This is a genomic window from Microbacterium sp. NPDC090281 (assembly GCF_044769635.1).
Lineage (GTDB): Bacteria > Actinomycetota > Actinomycetes > Actinomycetales > Microbacteriaceae > Microbacterium.
On the sequence record NZ_JBIVYH010000001.1, the window covers coordinates 1946846 to 1965118 of the forward strand.

General features: G+C 67.8%; 15 protein-coding genes. 7 read left to right on the plus strand and 8 right to left on the minus strand.

Going from position 1 to position 18273, the window contains the following annotated elements; all coding sequences use genetic code 11:
• Nucleotides 1-6 precede the first annotated feature (6 nt).
• Nucleotides 7-816 (minus strand): RDD family protein, encoded by an 810-nt coding sequence (locus ACIQTX_RS09350; protein ID WP_402971566.1) that lies wholly within the window; start codon nt 814-816, stop codon nt 7-9.
• A 16-nt stretch (nt 817-832) separates the two neighbouring features.
• Between ACIQTX_RS09350 and ACIQTX_RS09355 the strand changes: the two genes are divergently transcribed.
• Nucleotides 833-1825, plus strand: a complete 993-nt coding sequence (locus ACIQTX_RS09355; RefSeq protein WP_402973021.1) for a stage II sporulation protein M — start codon at nt 833-835, stop codon at nt 1823-1825.
• Between the two features lie 25 nt (nt 1826-1850).
• Here ACIQTX_RS09355 and ACIQTX_RS09360 read toward each other — a convergent pair whose 3' ends face one another.
• The 5 genes from ACIQTX_RS09360 to ACIQTX_RS09380 form a co-directional block, all read right to left on the minus strand.
• The gene (locus tag ACIQTX_RS09360; protein WP_402971569.1) at nt 1851-3158 is read right to left on the minus strand and encodes a DUF58 domain-containing protein; all 1308 of its coding nucleotides are present in this window, start codon (nt 3156-3158) and stop codon (nt 1851-1853) included.
• Nucleotides 3159-4082, minus strand: coding sequence for a MoxR family ATPase (locus tag ACIQTX_RS09365; protein WP_258131373.1), 924 nt, complete (start codon nt 4080-4082; stop codon nt 3159-3161).
• Nucleotides 4083-4174: 92 nt separating this feature from the next.
• The gene (locus ACIQTX_RS09370) at nt 4175-5362 is read right to left on the minus strand and encodes a DUF4350 domain-containing protein (RefSeq protein ID WP_402971572.1); all 1188 of its coding nucleotides are present in this window, start codon (nt 5360-5362) and stop codon (nt 4175-4177) included.
• Nucleotides 5359-6000: a DUF4129 domain-containing protein gene (locus ACIQTX_RS09375; protein WP_402971575.1), complete on the minus strand. Its 642-nt coding sequence runs from the start codon at nt 5998-6000 to the stop codon at nt 5359-5361. The genes ACIQTX_RS09370 and ACIQTX_RS09375 overlap by 4 nt, the downstream gene beginning before the upstream one ends.
• Nucleotides 5997-7394 (minus strand): hypothetical protein, encoded by a 1398-nt coding sequence (locus ACIQTX_RS09380; protein ID WP_402971578.1) that lies wholly within the window; start codon nt 7392-7394, stop codon nt 5997-5999. Before ACIQTX_RS09380 ends, ACIQTX_RS09375 begins: the two co-directional genes overlap by 4 nt.
• 98 nt (nt 7395-7492) lie before the next feature.
• Between ACIQTX_RS09380 and mtrA the strand changes: the two genes are divergently transcribed.
• From mtrA to hpf, 5 genes are all read left to right on the plus strand, one after another.
• Nucleotides 7493-8173 carry an MtrAB system response regulator MtrA gene (gene mtrA, locus ACIQTX_RS09385; protein WP_021199844.1) on the plus strand — a complete coding sequence of 227 codons (681 nt, stop codon included), beginning with the start codon at nt 7493-7495 and terminating at the stop codon, nt 8171-8173.
• 7 nt (nt 8174-8180) lie between these two features.
• A complete protein-coding gene (mtrB, locus tag ACIQTX_RS09390; protein WP_402971581.1) occupies nt 8181-9860 on the plus strand; it encodes an MtrAB system histidine kinase MtrB in 1680 nt (559 codons plus the stop codon).
• Nucleotides 9857-11575 (plus strand): LpqB family beta-propeller domain-containing protein, encoded by a 1719-nt coding sequence (locus ACIQTX_RS09395; protein ID WP_402971584.1) that lies wholly within the window; start codon nt 9857-9859, stop codon nt 11573-11575. Before mtrB ends, ACIQTX_RS09395 begins: the two co-directional genes overlap by 4 nt.
• A 91-nt stretch (nt 11576-11666) precedes the next feature.
• Nucleotides 11667-12311 carry a ComF family protein gene (locus ACIQTX_RS09400; protein WP_402971587.1) on the plus strand — a complete coding sequence of 215 codons (645 nt, stop codon included), beginning with the start codon at nt 11667-11669 and terminating at the stop codon, nt 12309-12311.
• A 135-nt stretch (nt 12312-12446) separates the two neighbouring features.
• Complete coding sequence (gene hpf, locus ACIQTX_RS09405; protein WP_028503720.1) at nt 12447-13103, plus strand: ribosome hibernation-promoting factor, HPF/YfiA family; 657 nt, start codon at nt 12447-12449, stop codon at nt 13101-13103.
• Nucleotides 13104-13170: 67 nt separating this feature from the next.
• Here hpf and ACIQTX_RS09410 read toward each other — a convergent pair whose 3' ends face one another.
• Nucleotides 13171-14502, minus strand: coding sequence for a hypothetical protein (locus tag ACIQTX_RS09410; RefSeq protein WP_402971590.1), 1332 nt, complete (start codon nt 14500-14502; stop codon nt 13171-13173).
• 105 nt (nt 14503-14607) lie between these two features.
• Nucleotides 14608-15228, minus strand: a complete 621-nt coding sequence (locus ACIQTX_RS09415; RefSeq protein WP_402971593.1) for a PadR family transcriptional regulator — start codon at nt 15226-15228, stop codon at nt 14608-14610.
• Nucleotides 15229-15417: 189 nt separating this feature from the next.
• Between ACIQTX_RS09415 and secA the strand changes: the two genes are divergently transcribed.
• Nucleotides 15418-18219 (plus strand): preprotein translocase subunit SecA, encoded by a 2802-nt coding sequence (gene secA, locus ACIQTX_RS09420; RefSeq protein ID WP_028503723.1) that lies wholly within the window; start codon nt 15418-15420, stop codon nt 18217-18219.
• The last annotated feature ends 54 nt before the right edge of the window (nt 18220-18273 follow it).

The following is an 18273-nucleotide window of genomic DNA, read 5'->3' on the forward strand; positions in this document are numbered from 1 at the left end:
GCGGTCTCAGACGCCGACGCGCCGACCGCTGAGTCGTTCGGCGCGCCGATCGGCGTTCTCGAGCGCCCTGCGCTCACGCTCCCGGCGGAGCACCGTGATCCCGATCAGCGTCAACTCAGGTGGCGTAGGAGGCAGGGGCGAGACGAAGGGCGTCGCCTCGGTGAGCAGGTCGTGCGCGACGCGGGCTCGCGCTGCGGGGATCATGCGCGGTGCGCTCTGAAGGAACTGCGAGATGCGACGCGCGAGCCGATCAGGCAGACGGGCAACGTCTGCGATCTGCGCCCAACCGGCGAGTGCCGGCGGGAGCACGGGGACGTGCGAGGGGAGCGCGGGCGTGCGGACGCGTTGGCTGTACGTCCCCGCAACCAGGTCGCCCAGCCGTTGTGAACGCGTATTGAAGGCGCCGGTGAGCACGGCGATGCCACCGAAGGTCATGTAGATCTCGAGCACTCCGAGAAGCGCACGGATGAATGCGTGGCGGAATCCGGCAGCGCCGCCGTCCACGCGCACGATTCGCCCTCCGACCGCGAGCTTTCCGAGGCTGCGTCCCTTCAGTGCGACCTCCATCGTGATCGGCAGCACGACGAAGCTCACGACGAGCGATGCCACCATGGCGATCCGGCTGGTGGCTTCGTCGAGTACACCGGCGTCCGTGAGCCAGATGCTCAGGAAGATCCACAGGATGAGGACGCCGTATCCGAGCAGCATGTCGATCGCGGCACCGAGTGCCCGCAGCAGGAAGCCGACGGGCTGCACGTCGATCGCGACGGCTTCGCCGGACAGCACCTCGTCGGAGACGTCGATCGGGACAGACATGAGTACAGTAAATCAGGTGGATGCCGATGCGCTGACTGATGCACGCCGCGCCGAATGGGAGCGGCTGGACGAACTCAGCCGCGCCCGTCTCGATGGCGCCGGGGTGGACGAGTTGATCGTGCGGTATCGCGCGGCCTCCGCAGACCTCGCAGAGCTGAAGACCTCGGTCGGCGACTCGCCGCAGGGAGCGTACCTGTCGACCATCCTGGTTCGCGCACGGCTTCGTCTCACCGGGGCATCCGACAGCATCCTGACCCAGACCGGACGCTTCTTCCGGCTTCAGCTTCCGGCCGCGCTTTACCGGTTGCGCTGGACGACGCTTGTCATCGCGATCTCATTCATCGCTGTGGCAGTCGGTACCGCTGCTTGGATCGCGAGCGACCCCGCACTCGTGGCGACCCTCGGCCCGCCTGCCGCGCTCGAACAGTACGCCGACGAGAAGTTCACCGGCTATTACACGGAGAATCCCGCCGCCGTGTTCATGGGCATGGTCTGGACCAACAACGCCTGGATCGCGATGCAGTGCGTGCTCTTCGGCGTCACCGGGATCTGGCCGGTCTACATGCTCGTGCAGAACGCGATCGGGCTCGGGACCTCAGGCGCAGTGATGGCAGCGCACGACAAGGCCGACCTCATGGTGCTCTACATCCTTCCGCACGGCATGCTCGAGATGACCTGCATCTTCGTCGCGGCCGCCGCAGGCCTGCACGTCTTCTGGGCCTGGGTCGCACCGGGACGACGTTCGCGCGGAGAAGCATTGGCCGCGGAGGGGCGAGCACTCGCGACCGTCGCCATGGGGTTGATCTTCGCGCTTCTTCTGGCAGGGCTCGTCGAAGGGTTCGTCACCGGGTGGGCATTGCCATGGCCGGTCAAGATCGGTATCGGCGCCGCCGCCCTCGCGATCTTCCTCATCTACATGCTGGTGGTCGGCGGGCGGGCGTATCGACAAGGCGCGACCGGTGATCTCGTCGAGTATGAGGCGGGCACCCCGCGCCTCGTCGCGGGCTGATCCTCGGCTGCCCGCGCAGGCAGCATCAGAGCCGACCGGCGGCCTTCAACTCCAGGTAGCGGTCGGCGATCCTCGGGGGCAGCTCTTCCGGGTCGGCGGCGATCGCCTCCCCTCCGGCCCTGCGGATCGCGTCGGCGACATTCTCCGCATCGCGGAGAGTCCGCTCGGCCGCGGCGGCGAGGTACACGTCTTCCCGCGAGTCGCGTCGGCGTGCGAGGGCGGCGATGCCGTCATCGGTCACCGACCCGACGAGCACGGTTGTCGCTCGAGAGGCGTTCGGGAATGCTCCGAGGAAGCCACGGGCGGACTCGGCGGCATCCTGGGCGGTGAGCACGACGATCAGTGAGGGCCGGGTGGTGAGAGTGCGGACCGCGGAGAACGCCCCGTGCCAGTCGGTGTCCACCAGGCGCGCATGCACGGGCGCCATGGCATCCGTCAGCGCCGGCAGCAGTGCGGTGCCCTCGACACCCGTCACCCTTGCACGTACGACCCGGTCGTACATCAACAGGTGCACGTGGTCGCCGGCCCGGGAGGCGAGAGCCGCCAGCAGGAGTGCGGCTTCGAGTGCGGCGTCGACACGGGTGCCGTCGCCAACCCTGGCCGCGGCAGTGCGTCCGGTGTCGACGATGATGACGACGTGTCGGTCGCGCTCGGGTCGCCAGGTGCGCAGCATCGTCGTGCCGGCGCGGGCCGTCGCCCGCCAGTCGATCGAGCGCACGTCGTCGCCGCGCACGTACTCGCGCAGGGAGTCGAACTCGGTGCCCTGACCGCGCACCTGGATGCTCGTGTTGCCGTCCAGCTCGCGCAGCCTCGCCAGGCGCGACGGCAGGTGCTTGCGGGAGGAGAACGCGGGCAGCACGCGGATCGCTCCGCGAACGGAATGCCGCGCCTGCCTGCCGGCGATGCCGAGCGGGCCGCGCGAGCGGATCATCACGAACTCGCTGACGAGCTCGCCACGTCGGCGGGGCAGGAGCGGGATCGCGACACGGCCACGCTCGCCAGGGGGGAGGCGCAGGTGCTGTCGTTCCACCGGCGCTCCGGCCGTCGGCTGCCAGGCGTCGCGGAGCACCGCATGCAGCACTCTCGTACCGTGGTTGTGCACAGCGACGCTCACCGGCACCTGCTCGCCGATACGGACGCGCTGAGGCACTCTGCGGCTCACCGTCACCGTCCGTGGGCTCGCGGCGAGAGCGACGTCGACGGCGACCAGGAGCACGCACAGGCCGATCCAGGCGCCGAGCACCGCATACGCCGGATAGCCCGCAAGCCCTGCGAGGACCAGCGGGACGATGCCGACGGCGAGGGCGACGGCGAGTCGACCGGTGACGAACACCTAGATCGGAACCCTCGTCTGCTGCACCACCGAGGTGAGCACGGCATCGGCGGACACACCCTCCATCTGAGCGTCCGGTCGCAGCTGGAGGCGATGACGCCACACCGGAACCAGCATCGTCTGCACGTGGTCGGGAGTGACTGCGGAGGAGGAGTTGAGCCAGGCCCACGCCTTCGCGGCCGCGAGCAGACCGGTCGAAGCGCGAGGGCTGGCGCCGAGCTCGACGGAGGGGGACTGGCGGGTCGCGCGAGCGAGGTCGACGACGTATCCGAGCACGTCGTCGGTGACCTCGACCGCTGCGGCTGCCTGCTGCGCTGCGCGGATCTCGTCTGCGGTGACCACGGCTTCGACTCCCGTCAGCTCGCGCGGAGAGAAGCCTTCAGCGTGCCGGCGCAGTACCGACACCTCGGCGTCGCGCTCCGGCATGCCGACGACGAGCTTCATCAGGAAGCGGTCCAGTTGAGCTTCCGGCAGCGTGTACGTGCCCTCGTGCTCGATCGGGTTCTGGGTCGCGGCCACGAGGAACGGATCGGGCAGGGGGCGGCTGACGCCGTCGGCCGAAACCTGACGCTCCTCCATCGCCTCCAGGAGTGCAGCCTGAGTCTTGGGCGGCGTGCGGTTGATCTCGTCCGCGAGCAGGATGTTCGTGAAGACGGGGCCGGCGCGGAAGTCGAACTCGCCGGTGCGCGCGTCGTACACGAGCGAGCCGGTGACATCGCCGGGCATCAGGTCCGGCGTGAACTGGACGCGCTTGGTGTCGAGGCCGAGAGCTCGCGCGAAGGAGCGTACGACCAGCGTCTTGGCGACACCTGGAACGCCCTCCAGCAGCACATGGCCTCTGGCGAGCAGCGATACGAGCAGACCGGTGACGGTGCCGGCCTGGCCGACCACCGCCTTGTCGACCTCGGTGCGTACGCGGTGCATCGCCAGACGAAGTGCGGCGTCGTCGGTGGGTTGGTTCTCAACGGTCACGTGTTCCCTCGGCTTCTCTGGGATGGGTGGTCGGTCCTGCTCGATCATTCTTCGCCCCTTGCGGTGCGGGTGTCGGCTTCCACGGCCTTCTCGAGTTCATCGAGGCGTCTGGCGAGCTCGATCAGCGCGGCATCGTCTTCGGGGAGCGGTCCGGCCAGCAGCGCTTGCAGGGTTCCGCGCGGGATCCGCAGCCGGTCAGATGCCGCGTCGGCGACTTCGTCGGCACCGGCATGCACAGCGAGCCCGAGCCTGCGGGCTAGTCGCCTTTGCGCGCCGTCGCGGAGCGCCTGTGCGGCATGCGGCGCATCGGCCGCCTTGGCGGTCAGACGCGCGCGTCCGTGCATGGTCTCCGACGCGCGCACGGTCACCGGCAGCGTCTCGGCGACGAGTGGGCCGAAGCGCTGACCGCGCGAGATCGCGATCGCGATCCCCGCCACGATCAGCAGCAGGATCGCAGGGGTCACCCACGCTGGCGTGAGGCTGCCGAGAGTCGCGGTCGGCTCTGCCTCGATGTCCGAGTCGTCGAAGCTCGGGACGTACCAGACGACACGATCCGTCTGTCCGAGCAATGCGAGCGCAAGGGCGGCGTTGCCGTTCTCGGCGAGGTACTCGTTGCTGAACAGCCGTGTGCCTTCGACGACCGCGTGCAGCGGGCTCGTCCGACCATCCATGAGGACGGCGGCCCCCTCGGCGCTGCCGAAGCAGGCGTTCACGCCGTCTGCGGGGGTGAAGAGCCGGTCCGCACGGATCGTTCCGACGTCTGCGAACTCGGCCGCGTCGCACTGAGCGGACACGGAGGGGAGCGTTCCTGAGGCGTTCTCGCCGATTCGGAGCACCTTCAGCAGGTGTGTGCTCGTGGACAGGAAGACGACGCGCTCGGCGGGGTCCATCAGGGATTCCAGGGCCTCGTCGGTCAGCGTGTACGGGTTGGCCATCACGAGCGTCGTGTTCTCGTCGATCGCCGCGCGCGCCTCGGCCCGAGATCGGTACACATCGACCTCGACGCCCTGATCGCGCAGGATCTCCGCGAGCGCGAGTGCGCCGGCATCGTTTCGACCTTCGGGGTCGAGCGCTCCGCGATCTCCCGGCCCTGTCACGCTGACTCGGAGGGCGATGAACGCGACGATCAGCACGAGGGCGGCCACGATCACCCAGCCGATGATCGTCTTCGCGCGGCTCGGGCGATGCTCCGCTGTCGAGGGGGCTGGGCTTTCCTGGTCGATCGCGGTCATACCGGCACCGCCTCCGGGCGGCGTGCACGAAGCCGGTCATCGGTATCGGCCAGGTCGCGGTAGCTCTCGGGGGTCGCAGGATGCGCGAGGTAGCGGACGTCGTCGAAGGAGACGGCCGCGTGGCGCATGGCCTCGGCCTCGTCTGCGAACACCGTGCTCGCCTCGCGGGCGATCGACTGGGCCGTGGCGCCGGGGGCCGGATCGATCAGGTCGCGCTCCAGCAGACCGCGCGCGAGGGCACGGTATCGGAGGATGGTCGCCGAATCCCAGTCGCCTTCACGCGCGGCCCGCTCGGAGTCGGATCTCAGCTGCGCGGCGGTTCGGTCGTCGCTCGCGCCGAGGAGGTCGGTGCGAGCGCGTCGGATCGCCCGCGAGCTGCGTGGTCTTCCCCAGATGATGAGGGCGACGATCAATGCGGCCACGATGACGACGGTGACGATGATGAGGGCGGAAGGACCGACGTTCGCCCCGTTCTGTGAGCTGAACAGATCGGCCAGGAAGCGTCCGACGTCGCGCGCCAGAAGGTCGAACCACGTCGGCTTCGCGTCGGCGTAGCGCGGATTGGAGAGCTCCTCCTCGGCCCAGCGTCGGGCCTCATCCCCATCGGGGACGAACAGTTCGTCGAGCCGTCGGATCATGCCGCGTCGTCGCCGGGGGCGGTCCAGCCGGGCTCGGCGGGGGTGGACCCTGCGGTCGGAGCGGGCGGCGTCGGCGATGTGCGGGGTGGGGGAGGCGGCGGGAACGCGACGGTCGGCTGCCCGGCGGGGAAGCCACTCTGCGAAGGGGCACCGCTCTGCTGTGCGGGATAGGTCTGTGCGGGATACGGCTGTGCAGGGTACGGCTGCGCAGGGTAGGGCTGTCCGACCCCTGGTTGTCCCGCGGGCGCTGGGGCGGCGTACTGCGGGTACGCATTCCCCGGTGCCGTCATGGCGTACTCCGGTACCTGTCGAGGCGGAGGCGCCGAGGTGACGGCGCGTGAAGGATCGACGCGGAACGGATCGTCCAACTGCTCCTCGGTCCAACCGAGATCACGCCGCTCCACGTAGGCGATGAGCGTCTGGTCCAGCCCTTCGTAGCGCATCCGGCAGTCGAGATAGACGAGCGCCGAACCGGTGCTCTGCACCACGAGGGTGATGGCCTGGATCACGAGCAGCAGAATCTGCGGTGCGATCAGCGTCAGCATGAACCCGACCACCGCGCTCGGGTCTTCCGCGCCGGTGGGGGCGACGACCGAGCTGAGGAGCGAGCTGAGCAGCACCACGGGGAAGCTCACGACCTGCGATGCGAGGCCCATGATCGCGCTGATGAGGAAGGTCACCCCGAAGGCGACCCAGAAGCGGCCGCGGGTGAGCCGCCACGAGCGCACGAACGCGTCACGGAAACGTGCGTGCTCGAGCACCAGGATCGACGGCACCAGCAGCAGCTTCGTCGTCAGCCACACCGCCAGGGGAATGCAGGCGAGGACGATGAGGATCACCACGAGCACGACCACTCCGACGAGTTCGGCGCTCCCGCCCATGCCTCCGGCGATGAAGGCGGCGATGATCACAGTCACGATCGTGATGAGGCCGAACATCGCGACGACCGAGAGCGAAGCGAAGCCCGCGAGTCGCCAGAATGCCGGCGCCATCCTGCGCCACAGCATCCGGAGAGTCGCTTTCACGCCGATCGAGGCGTAGCCGACCTCTGCGGCGACGACGCCCTGCATCATCGCCGTGAAGGCGATCGAGGCGAGTCCGACGGCGAGTCCCGCGATCAGATTGATCGCGATCGTTCCGGCGAACACGGCTTCGAAGTCCGGCGAAGAGGGTGAGACGGTCTGCAAGCGGCTGAAGGTCGTGAAGAACACGACACCCATGACGAGCGCGGTGATGAGGACCACGACGAGTTGGATGACCACGGCGAACCCGAAGAGCACCTTCGGGTTGTGGCGGAGAGCGGCGAAGGCCTTCCCGAGCAACATCCCGAAACTCAGCGGGTGAAGAGGGATGATGCCCTTCTTCGGGGCAGGGGTCCACGTCTGGCCGGTCATTGACATTCCCTCTCCGTCGCGCGCTCCCATCGTGTCATATCCCGTGCGTGGCGCGCAGACCTGGGGTCGGCGGGACTCGGTGCCATAAGGTAACTCTTATGACCTCACGTATTCTCGTGGTCGACGACGACACCGCGCTCGCCGAGATGATCGGGATCGTGCTTCGCACCGAAGGCTTCGAGCCGGTTTTCTGCGCAGACGGTGCTCGTGCCGTCGACGAGTGGCGCGCGCAGCGACCCGATCTGGTGCTGCTCGATCTGATGCTCCCCGGCATGGACGGAATCGAGATCTGCACGCGCATCCGCGCCGAATCGGGTGTGCCGATCATCATGCTGACCGCGCGCAGCGACACGGCCGACGTCGTGCGTGGACTCGAGGTGGGCGCGGATGACTACATGGTCAAGCCCTTCAATCCGAAGGAGCTCGTCGCCCGTATCCGTACCCGCCTCCGCCCGACGCCCCAGGCCACGAGCGAGCAGTTGCGGGTCGGCGACCTCACGGTCGACGTCGACGCGCACGAGGTCCGCCGAGGCACGGCACCTATCGCACTCACCCCGCTGGAGTTCCAGCTTCTCGTCGCGCTCGCCTCGAAGCCCCAACAGGTGTTCTCCCGCGAGATGCTCCTCGAGCAGGTGTGGGGCTACCACTACAAGGCCGACACCCGGCTGGTGAACGTGCACGTCCAGCGCCTGCGCGCGAAGGTCGAGCTCGACCCGGACAACCCCAAGATCGTGATGACGGTTCGCGGCGTCGGCTACCGCGCCGGGAGCGTCGGCTAGGAGCACGATGGCCGCGACGACAGCGACCACGACGACGGTCGCTGTCCTGCGCGACTGGCGAGGTTGGCCGACGATGCTCGGCATCCTCTGGCGGCGTTCGCTGCGCTTCCGCACTCTCTCGATCACCCTGCTCGCGACCTCCTTGGCGATCTTCATCACGTGCGTGACGATGGCGCTCGTGATCCAGAACGACCTCTTCGTCTCGCGCAAAGACGTCGCGCTCGAAGACGCCAGGCGCGCAGTCGACCAGGCGCAGGGGATCCTGGACGTGGCCGAGGTCGGCGACGACCCCGCTGCCCTCACCGAACTGTGGAACAGCATCCAGTCGAACCTCACCCGCACATCGAGCACTGATCAGCTCGCCGGATTCAAGATCGAGAATGCGGAAGGTGTCCGGCTGAACGGCTTCGAGGCCGGGTTGAGTCGGAGCCTGCTGAGTCCGGAGCTCCAGGCGCGCGTCGTCGAGTTCGACGACCGTCAGGCCTGGCAGTCGGTGGCTTTGCCCGTCGCCGACGGAGGAGAGGTTCCCGGCATCATCGTCGGGCAGCAGCTCCAGGTGCCGGAGGCTGGGTCGTTCGCGATCTACTTCGCCTACGACCTCGGCGATGCCGATCAGACCCTCGTGTTCGTGCAGCGGACGCTGTGGATAGCCGGGATCGGACTGGTGGCGATCGTCGCCGCGATCTCCTGGATCGTCCTTCGAGCGGTCTCCACCCCGATCGTGCAGGCCGCCGAGACGAGCGCCCGGCTGGCGGCCGGCGACCTGGGCGTGCGCCTCGAGGTGCATGGCGAGGACGAGCTGGCCACCCTCGGACGCTCGTTCAACGCGATGGCCGACAGCATCGAGTCGCAGATCAAGGAGCTCGGCGAGCTCTCGATGGTGCAACAGCGTTTCGTGTCGGATGTGTCGCACGAGCTGCGGACCCCGCTGACCACCATCCGCCTCGCCGCCGACATGCTCAATGATCAGCGTGAGGAGTTCGACCCCACCACCGCACGTACGGCCGAGCTGCTGCACGCTCAGGTGCAGCGGTTCGAGACGCTGCTGTCCGACCTGCTCGAGATCAGTCGATACGACGCGGGATCGGTGCAGCTCGAGCTGGAGGCGACGAGCCTCACCCACCTGGCCGAAGACATCATCGAGCAGATGCGACCGCTCGCGGAAGGGCATGGCACCGAACTGAGGCTCGTGGCGCCGGGCGGGTATTCGCCTGTCGACATGGACCCGCGGCGGGTGCGCCGGGTGCTGCGCAATCTGATCGGCAACGCTATCGAGCACGGTGAGGGGCGACCCGTGGTCGTCACGATCGACAGCAATCAGCACGCGGTGGCCGCCGGTGTGCGCGACTTCGGTCTCGGGATGGAGCCGGCCGACGCGGAGCGGGTGTTCGACCGCTTCTGGCGCGCCGATCCGTCACGACAGCGCACGATCGGAGGCACCGGCCTCGGGCTCTCGATCGCTCTGGGCGATGCGACCCTGCACGGCGGCACGCTCGACGTCTGGTCGGAGCTCGGTGTGGGAACGAACTTCGTGCTCACGATTCCCCGGCACGACGGTGTCCTGGAAGGCCCGAGCCCGATCTCGATCGAGCCGCAGGAACCGTTCGCGGAGATCGGCGATGCGACGCAGCCGATCTCGCTGACAGACGCACCCGCCGGCATGTTCGACGAGGAGGACTGGACATGACCCAGCGAAGAGGGAATCGAGGGTTGCGGGGCATCGCACTGGTGCTCGCCGCGTTGCTGCTCCCCGCGTGTGCGGGACTGCCCACGAGCGGCGACGTCGCCGTCGGCCTCAAACTCGGAGAGTCCCCACAAGACGTCGACATCCTCCCGGTCGCGTCCGGTCCGATCACCGGTGCCGGGCCCGAAGAGATCGTCGAGGGCTTCCTCGAGGCGGGCATCACGACGACCGACAACTGGGACACCGCGCGCGACTTCCTCGCACCCTCGCTGCAGCGGAGCTGGGCCCCTTCTGCCGGGGTGTCGATCGACACCGGCGCCGACACCAGGACCGTCACCTCCTCGGTGCCCGATGACGAGGTCGAAGGCGCGGACACCGCGGAGGTCCAGGTCACGCTCGACCTGCTCGCGAGCGTCGACGATTCCGGCGGATACTCCGAGGCACTCGGCTCGTCCAACGTGGCCTTCACCCTGCAGCGGATGGAGAACGGCGAATGGCGCATCACGCAGGCGCCGGACGGCGTCGTGATCGACGAGACGCGATTCACCAAAGTCTTCGAGGGGTATCCGCTGCAGTACTTCGACCTCGGCTGGTCGAGGTTGGTGCCCGACATGCGGTGGTTCCCGCGGCGGCAGAGCCCTGCGACGACGGTGACCAGGGCGCTCGTCGGCGGTGCGCCCAGCGAATGGCTGGACCCCGCCGTGCAGAACGCCTTCCCTGCCGACGTGCAGTTGGCGCAGGACGCGGTGCCCATCATCGGCCAGGTCGCGGATGTCGCGCTCACGCGCCCCGCCGCAGGCCTCGACGCGGCCACGCTCGCCCGTATGCGCACCCAGCTCCAGGCGACCCTCCGAGCCGCCGGCGTCGCCATCACACAGGTCCGGTTCACGGTGGACGGGCGCAACCTCGACGCCGGAGTGGCGGATGTCGTCGAACCATCGGCCGCGATCGGCACACTCGTGCTGCAGAACGGGGCGTTCGGGCGGATAGTCGGCGACGAGATCTCGCCCATCGCCGGTATCAGCTCGGAGATCACCGCCATCACGCAGCCCATCGTCTCGATCGATGTCGCAGCCGACGACGCTCGCGCGGCTACCCAGCTCGGCGACGGACACGTCTATCTGATCGGGGAGGGAAGTCTCGACGAGCTCGATGCTCGTCCGGGCCTCGTCAGGCCCTCGCTCGATCCTTACGGCTATACGTGGTCCGTCCCTGCCGGAGCGCCCACAGCGTTGCAGGCGTCGGGAAGCGACGCCGTGGCGCATCAGGTCACGAAGGCCTGGCCGAGCGCATCGGCGATCTCTCATCTGAGAGTCTCGTCGGACGGTGCCAGGGTCGCTGCGGTGATCACGGTCGGCAAGCAGATGTGGGTCGTCGTGGCCGCCGTGGTCCGTGACTCGGCGGGCATCCCGATCGAACTGGGCGAGGTCAAGCAGCTGACGCAGCTCGCCGAGCCGGCGACCGGGCTGGTGTGGCTCGGTGCTGATCGGCTGGGCGTGCTGGCCGACCCGAACAGCCCGACTCTCCGTACCCAGATGGTGGGAGGGCCGGGATCGGTGGAGGCTGCGCCGGCGAACGCCACCTCGGTCGCGGGGGCACGCACTGCCACGGGCGTGCGGATTCTCGACGCGAACGGCGAGCTGTTCGCCCACGCGGGGTCGGCCTGGCGAGAGGTCGCCTCAGGCGTCACCGTGCTCGCCACGCGCGCCGGGGAGTGAGTCTTCCTGCACGACGGGTCATCGCCACCCAGTTCCCCAGCGGGGCGGATCCACGGTGCATCCGGCGACGTCGTCGGCGCAGAATCGCTTGATGTCCAGAAGACGTGACCTGCTTCTGATCGGTGCCGAGATCGCCGCACTGCTCCTCTCTGCGACCTGCGCGGGCTGCGACGAACCGGGAACCCTGCTGTGTGCGCCGTGCAGGCAAGAACTGGTCCCGACTCCGCACGACACTGCCACGCCTCGTGGCTTGTCGGTCAGGGCCGCGCTGCCGTTCGAGGGCGTCGCGTCGCGGTGCATCCGCCGGCTCAAGGGGGAAGGAGAGACTCTGCTGGCCGGTCCGCTCGGAACGGCGCTCGCCGCGGTGCTCACCCCGGAAATCGCTCCGACCACCTGGGTCATCCCGGTACCGACGTCGAGAAGGGCCTTCCGGCGTCGGGGGTACCGCGTTCCCGATCTCTTGATCCGTCGCGCGGATGCCGACCCGCAGAGGGTGCTCTCGCTGGTGACCAGCACTGTCGACCAGCGTGGGCTCGGCGCGCAGGCCCGCGAGCGGAACATGCGCGATGCCATGCGCGCACGTCGCACGGGGGTAGGCGCCGATGCAGTGATCGTCGACGACGTCATCACGACCGGAGCGACGATCGACGAGGCGGCTCGAGCTCTCGAAGCGGGCGGCTTCCGCGTCGTGGCGGCCGTCGCGCTCGCCGCCACGCCGCGTCGTGCGGGATTCTGATGAACCTCATCGAGAACGCACCGATGACACAGGGGAATGACCTCGTGACTTCCGCCGACGGGCGGACTACGGTGGGGGGACACAAGGCGACCACGGTCCGCCCTTGGCCGGGAGGACCGGGACAAGGAGGCAGCAATGGAAACAAGCATCGTTGGCGTCGGAGTGGGTATCACTGATCGCTTCCGAACCGTTGTCGAAGAGAAGATCGCCAAGATCCAGATGCTCGCGTCTCGCGCGCAACGGCTGGATGTGAAAGTCACCCATCGCGCGTATCGTAACGGTCGTGTTCCCGATGAGACCGTCGAGCTGACCTTGATCGGGAAGGGACCGGTCGTTCGCGCAGAGGCGACGGACGGCGACAAGTTCGTGGCACTCGATCTCGCGGTCGACAAGATGTCCGAGCAGCTGCGTCGCGCGAAGGAGAAGCGAGTCGACGGACGACAGCACCCGCGTGGCGCCCACTTCGAGAAGGGCAGCGGAGAGCTCGAAGGGATCGACATCCAACCGGCATCGGCGGATGTCCTCCAGGCGGTCGCGACCGGTAGCGTGCCGGTGCAGCCGGCCGAAGACGAGGAGTATTCTCCCGTCGTCATCCGCACGAAGAGCTTCGATGCCGAATGGATGACCGTCGAAGAAGCGGTCGACCGGATGGAGCTGGTCGGACACGACTTCTTCCTCTTCGTCGACGTCCGCACCGATCACCCCAGCGTCGTCTACCGACGCAAGGGTTGGGACTACGGTGTGATCGCGCTGAGCACCCAGGCTCCGCCATCGGAGGCGCTCGCTTCCTGATTCGAGTCGCAGAACGGCCCGCCCCGATCGGGAGCGGGCCGTTCTGGCGTTCGGGGTGAGAAGGGTGTCAGTCGAAGATGCCGTCGAGGAGGCTGCCGATCACGAGACCGCCCAGGATGCCCGATGCGAGGTCTCCGCCACCGCCTCCGCGTCTTCCACCGCCACCGCCCCAGCCGCCACCGCCACCGCCCCAGTCCTGATCCTGTGGGCGGGAGGAGTCGATGTCGCGCTGTGCGAGCTGCAGGGCCTCGGAAGCGAGGTGGGCGACCCGACGGGCCTGGATGAGCGCAGCCTCGCGCGTGTCTTCTGCGGGGAGGAGGTCGGAGAGATCGACGCGAAGCCGCTCAGCTTCGGCGAGGCGGGTTCGGGCGTCCGCACCGATCCAGCCACGGTGTCCCGAGATGAGGCCGCGGGCCACGCCCAGCTGTCGGTCGGCATCATCGATCGCATGCTGGACCTGAGCGATGCTCGGGAGCGGGTTCTCGGCACGATGACGCGCCTTGGCGATCGCCTCGTCCAATGCCGAATTGGCATCGCGCAGCTGGGAGAGCTCGGCGAAGGGGTCGTTGGGCGTGCCCGACGGTGTCAGTGCGGCGAGAGCGGCTTGGAGCGCTGTGACCGCCTGGGCGACCGCCGGAACCGCGGGGGCGGTACGCGCGGCGATGAGGTCTCCGCGAGAGTCGGCCACGACCTCGGCGAGTGTGGATTCGGCCCGTAGCGCCTCGATCTCGAAGTCTTCGACCGCGTCGAGCAGTGCAGACGCGCGCCGGGTCGCCTCGGTCGCCGTCTCGAGTGCGACGTTCGCCTCTTCGTTCTGCTTGGCTGCGCGGCGACGTTCCGACACATCGGCGCTGTGCGTCGCGAAGCTGATGAGCTGCTCCGCCTCGGCGGCGCTGGCGGTGATCTGGTGCATCGCCGAATCGGCGTAGCGTGCCGAAAGTCGCGCGACGGCCTCGTTGGTCTGAGGGATGCGTGCGCTCAGGGCTGCGGCGTCCGCTCGCACCTGCGCGATGATCTCGGGTGCACGGCGCACCTTGGCCACGGACTCGGCGAGGACCGAAGTCTTCTCGTCGAGGAGATCCTGAGCCCACCCGCACAGCTGCAGGATGCGCGCGTTGCGCGTGCGCAGCTCCTCATCCGTGTCGGGGATCTCGTCATGGTTCAGCTGGTGGAGCTGGAACGCCTCACGCAGATGGGTGCGCACCGCAGCGAGCGCCTTGCGCAGGTCGGAGGTGAGCGATTCGCCGAGCTCGGCCTCGGCGAAAGCGAGCTCGTCCGAGGTCGTGCGGATCCGCTCGTCGGTTGCGACCAGGGCCTGCTCAGCGCGCAGAGCCAGATCGGCGTCCTGTGCGGCGAGTTCTTCCTGTTCGCGTTTGCGTCTGCCCCAAAATCCAGCCATGACCCGATCCTAGTTTCCTTCGCGCCTGTGGAGGCTGGGCATCCGCCCGGGGCGAACGGCATTCTCGCCCCGGTCGTGCCGGACAGGGAAGGGATCTGCCGTCGGTCAGGGCGCCACGACGGCTTCCGCGATCTCCCTGCCGACCTTCGACGGGCGTCCGCGCTTGGGACGCTCGGCGGTGAGTTCGAGCGCCATCGCGTGCTGCGGATGCTTGGCGAGGCGCAGTGCGGTGTGGTCGAGCCAGCGGACTTCGGCCTCCGTGGCGAAGATCCTCGAGTCGATCACCAGTGACCAGACCAGCCCCTCGGGGTCTTCCGCGTCGCCTCGTGCCTGTCTCTCCTGCTGCAGTGCTTCCAGCTGTCGGATCGACGCGGTGCGCTGCGCCTGGATCGCGACGTTCGCGTCGACTCCGGGGAGGGTGGCTGCGACCGCGAGCTTTATCGCCAGCTCATCGCGGGTGCCCTGAGTGCGCACGACCGGAGAGGAGAACCAGCTGCCCACCTCGTCGCGCCCGGAGTCGGTGACCTGCCAGTACACGTGCCCGCGTTCATCGGTGTCGCCGCGCACGACCAGGCCGTCGCGTTCGAGTCGTTCGAGCGTGTTGTAGATCTGGCCGACGTTCAGCGGCCAGATCGACCCCGTGCGCCGTTCGAACTCGTGTCGGAGCTGATACCCGTAGCAGGGGCCCTGAGCGAGGATGGCGAGCAGGCTCTGGCGTACTGACATGTTCGTCTCCCGTTGCGGTCTATTCGAATGCGATACCGAGTATATGGATACCTGGCAACCCGGTGATTCGACGCGCGGGAACGCCATGCAGGCGACGTGCAGGTCACAGCCCGGTAACATGGCGAAGTATGCCTGGCGTCGGGTTCACCGACGGCCGGCGATTTACCCACTGACAGGGAGATGACATCCGTGGCCAATCCTCTTGAGAAGCTGCTGCGTGCTGGCGAGGGGCGGGTCATCCGCCGTCTGAATCAGGTCGTCAAGGCAGTGGGGGCGCTGGAAGAGGACATCTCCAAGCTCACCGACGACGAGCTGCGCAACGAAACCGTCGAGCTGCGCGCACGCTACGAGAAGGGCGAGACGCTCGATCAGCTGATGCCCGAGGCGTTCGCCGCCGTGCGAGAGGCTGCCAAGCGCACGCTCGGCATGCGCGCCTACGACGTGCAGATCATGGGTGGCGCGGCTCTTCATCTCGGCAACATCGCCGAGATGAAGACCGGTGAGGGCAAGACCCTCGTGGCGACGCTGCCCGCGTATCTGAACGCGATCGCCGGCAAGGGCGTGCACGTCATCACGGTCAACGACTTCCTCGCGAGCTATCAGGCAGAGCTGATGGGACGCGTGTTCCGCGCCCTCGGCATGACCACCGGCATCATCGTCTCGGGTCAGACTCCCGCGGTGCGCCGTGAACAGTACGCCGCAGACATCACCTACGGCACGAACAACGAGTTCGGCTTCGACTACCTGCGTGACAACATGGCGTGGCGCAAGGAAGACCTCGTCCAGCGCGAGCACTTCTTCGCGATCGTCGACGAGGTCGACTCGATCCTCATCGACGAGGCACGTACGCCGCTCATCATCTCCGGCCCGTCCTCTGGCGAGGCCAACCGCTGGTTCGCCGAGTTCGCGAAGATCGCTCGAACTCTCGAGGTCGGCGAGGACTACGAGGTCGACGAGAAGAAGCGCACCGTCGGCGTGCTCGAGCCCGGCATCGAGAAGGTCGAGGACTACCTCGGCATCGACAACCTCTACGAATCCGCGAACACGCCGCTGATCTCGTTCCTCAACAACTCGATCAAGGCGCTCGCGCTGTTCAAGAAGGACACCGACTACGTCGTGATGAACGACGAGGTCATGATCGTCGATGAGCACACCGGTCGCATCCTGGTCGGTCGTCGCTACAACGAGGGCATCCATCAGGCGATCGAGGCCAAGGAGGGCGTGCCGGTCAAGGCCGAGAACCAGACCCTCGCCACCGTGACCCTGCAGAACTACTTCCGCCTCTACGACAAGCTCGCGGGCATGACCGGTACGGCCGAGACCGAGGCCGCCGAGTTCATGTCGACGTACAAGCTCGGCGTCATCCCCATTCCGACGAACCGTCCGATGATCCGCAAGGACCAGTCCGACCTCGTCTACAAGAACGAGACGGCGAAGTTTGGCCAGGTCGTCGAGGACATCGCCGAGCGGCACGCAGCGGGCCAGCCGGTGCTGGTCGGCACGGTGAGTGTGGAGAAGAGCGAGTACCTCTCCCGCCTGCTCGCCAAGAAGGGCGTCAAGCACGAGGTTCTCAACGCGAAGAACCACGCACGTGAGGCCGAGATCGTCGCCCGTGCCGGCCGACTGGGTGCTGTCACCGTCGCCACGAACATGGCCGGACGAGGCACTGACATCATGCTCGGTGGAAACGCCGAGTTCCTCGCCGTCCAGGAGCTCAAGGCCAAGGGCCTCGACCCCGTCGAGACCCCCGAGGAATACGAGATCGCCTGGGATGAGTCGTACGAGGCGATGAAGGGTGTCGTCTCGGAAGAGGCCGAGAAGGTCATCGAGGCCGGCGGTCTCTACGTGCTCGGCACAGAGCGCCACGAGTCGCGACGCATCGACAACCAGCTTCGCGGTCGTTCCGGACGACAGGGCGACCCCGGCGAGAGCCGCTTCTACCTGAGCCTCACTGACGACCTGATGCGCCTGTTCCAGTCGGGTGCCGCCGAGGCGATCCTGTCCCGCACCAACTTCCCTGACGATGTGCCGATCGAGTCGGGGCTCGTCTCCCGTGCGATCCGCAGCGCTCAGTCCCAGGTCGAGTCCCGCAACGCCGAGATGCGCAAGAACGTCCTCAAGTACGACGACGTCCTGAACCGTCAGCGCGAGGCCATCTACGCCGATCGCCGTCAGATCCTGCACGGTGATGACATCGCCGACCGCGTGCAGCACTTCATCGAAGACGCGATCAGCGGCGTGGTCCGCGATCACACCGGTGAAGGCCACAACGAGAGCTGGGACTTCGACGCACTCTGGACCGAGCTCAAGACGCTCTACCCGGTCGGGGTCACGATCGACGAGGTCGTCGCAGAGGCTGCGGATCGCAAGGGCGGCATCGATGCCGACGGGCTCACCCGCGAGCTTCTCTCGGACGCCAAGATCGCGTACGAGACGCGTGAGGAGGCGCTCGGCGAAGCCGCCACCCGCGAACTCGAGCGCCGGGTGGTGCTGCAGGTGCTCGACCGCCGCTGGCGCGACCACCTCTACGAGATGGATTACCTCAAGGACGGCATCGGCCTGCGCGCCATGGCCCAGCGTGACCCGCTCATCGAGTACCAGCGCGAGGGCTACGCGATGTTCCAGTCGATGATGGGGCAGATCAAGGAAGAGTCGGTCGGCTACCTCTACAACCTCGAGGTCGAGGTGCGCCGTGCCGGCGACTCGCAGACCGCCGAGGTCGAGGCCAAGGGACTCGCGACCGGTGGCGAAGAGCAGCGCCTCGAGTACTCCGCCGCGAACGACGCCGGCGAGGTCGAGGTCCGCAACGACCGCGGCCAGGTTCAGCAGGCGGCCACCGACCGCGTCCGCCAGGCGGCCGCTCGTGCACAGGCTCCGCAGACCGAGCCCGAGGAGGCGCCCCGTGGCGCCTTCGGGCAGCGGACGGACGCCGAAGCCCCTGCTGCGGGCAACCGCGAGCAGCGTCGGGCCCAGGGCAAGAAGAAGAAGTAGCCTCTGTCGAAAAGGAGGGCCAGTCCACGTGGATTGGCCCTCCTTTCGTCGCTG